General features: G+C 51.8%; 2 protein-coding genes. Both read left to right on the top strand.

The genetic code is table 11. The annotated features are described in order from the left end of the window. Positions 1–56 precede the first annotated feature (56 nt). A complete protein-coding gene (locus ACSIPU_RS30175; protein ID WP_001493762.1) occupies positions 57–629 on the top strand; it encodes a recombinase family protein in 573 nt (190 codons plus the stop codon). Between the two features lie 36 nt (positions 630–665). Next, positions 666–2,057 (top strand): ISKra4-like element ISKpn19 family transposase, encoded by a 1,392-nt coding sequence (locus ACSIPU_RS30170; RefSeq protein ID WP_001493761.1) that lies wholly within the window; start codon positions 666–668, stop codon positions 2,055–2,057. Positions 2,058–2,088 lie beyond the last annotated feature (31 nt).

The following is a 2,088-nucleotide window of genomic DNA, read 5'->3' as shown; positions in this document are numbered from 1 at the left end:
TTTATGGATTATTCTTTAAATCTCTATGATGTTTAAAGACCTTCCGGAGGTTTTGCGTGCAATATGCCTACATCAGGGTAAGCTCGGCCGATCAGAATACGGCCCGTCAGGAAGAGGCATTGTCAAAGGCGGGTTTTCAGCCTGATAAAATTTGTGTTGAGCATGCCAGCGCGAAGGACACAAACCGCCCGGGGTTACAGGAACTCCTGGGGCAATTACGCCCTGGTGATACGCTTCTGGTTCATTCCATCGATCGCCTTTGCCGGAATATGTCGGATATGTGCGCTGTCACCACCCGGCTTCGTGACCAGGGCGTTACCCTTATTTTTCTGAAAGAGCAGCTGACGTTCAGCGCCGGCACAAACAATCCGATGCAGGAACTGCAGCTGCACATGATGTCGGCATTCAGCCAGTTTGAACGAGCCTTACTGAAGGAAAGGCAGGCCGACGGCATCGCCGCGAAAAAAGCACGGGGTGAAAAAACAGGGCGCCCCGGCGCCGATATCAAAAAGATCCAGGAAATTGACGCACTCAGAAGCAGAGGGGTCAGGCTCAGGATCGCCTGCGACCATGCGGGCCTTGGCGTTTCCACATATTATAAGCTTCGTCACCAGATGAACAACCAGTAGCCGGGAGATAGTCATCCACCACAGCAGGAGGCAATGATGCAACTGACGCTCCAGATAGTCATCACCGATGAATCAGGCTCCAGTCGAACGGAGGAACTGATGACAATCCAGAAATCAGGGGAGACCCGGAACGACATCGGATTATCGGTGTCAGAATCCAAGCTGTTGCTGAATACGGTCCAGCAGTCGGTGGTCCAGCTGCAGGCAGACGAATATACTCAACACCATATCCGGTGCCCTCACTGCCTTGCTGCGCGCAGAATCAAAGGCAAACAGAAAATACGGTACCGGACGCTGTTTGGCGTTATTCCGGTATCCGGGCTTCGGGTGTACCGGTGCCGTTGTGAAGAGAGTGATACAAAGACAGTCAGTTTGCTCAGCGACTGGGCCGGCGATTATTCTCACCCGGCACTGAAATATATTGAAACCCGCTGGGCCTCGATGATCTCCTATGAAATGACGACTCGTCTGCTGAAAGATATTCTGCCGGTGGGCCACAGCCTGAATGCCTCAACGGTGAGGAATCATTTATGCCAGGTGGCGCAGCGTCTTGACGCTGAGGCTGAAGCTCATTCAGGTTTTCTTTCCGGCTGCCCCCGCGACTGGGGGAACCTGCCCAGGCCAGGAAAACCGCTTGTGGTGGGTATAGATGGTGGTTATGTTCGCGATCGGGATGACAAAAAGCGTAATTTTGAAATTATTGCCGGGAAGTCTTTTTCCGTTGGTGCGCCTGCTGACACCCGCCGCTTCGGTTTTGTTCAGAAGGATGACTGTCATCCGGAACGCAGGCTCATGACCCACCTTTCAGCGCAGGGAATGCAGGCCAACCAGCAGATATTTTTTCTGTCCGACGGCGCGGATAATCTCAGGGACCTCCAGTTCGGTATGTACCCTGAGTCAACGCATGTGCTGGACTGGTTTCATATCACCATGAGGCTGAAGGTGCTCATGCAATATGCCCGGGGACTGCTGGTATCAGATCCAGAGGCGGGGAGTAAAGTTCTGGCACTGCTGGAAAGCATTAAACGATATCTCTGGCATGGCAATGTTGTCGCTGCGCTGGAACATATTGATAATTGCGTTATGTATTGCGATGACCCTGAACTCAGCTATCCTAGCCTGAAATCCCTGCAAAAACATCTGGATGAAATGTATACCTACATCCGGAATAATAAGATGATGATCCCAAACTACGGCGAAATGCGTCGGTACGGAGAGCCGGTATCAACCGCGTTTGTGGAATCCACGATCAATGAAGTGATCGCCAGACGAATGGCCAAAAAGCAGCAGATGCAGTGGAGCAGAAAAGGGGCTCATTATTTGTTACAGACCCGGACCGCCGTTTTGAATAACGAACTGCAGGATAAATTTGTCTGCTGGTATCCGGGTTTTCAAAGTGACGGGAAGGGACCAGCGATGGCAGCATAGCTCACGCTGCCCCAATATTTTTTATGCTCTC

The sequence above is a fragment of the Klebsiella sp. HN106 genome (assembly GCF_051209435.1).
GTDB classification, from domain to species: domain Bacteria; phylum Pseudomonadota; class Gammaproteobacteria; order Enterobacterales; family Enterobacteriaceae; genus Klebsiella; species Klebsiella oxytoca.
Note: the sequence above shows the minus strand (reverse complement) of the source record. Positions and strands in the feature narration are given on the sequence as shown.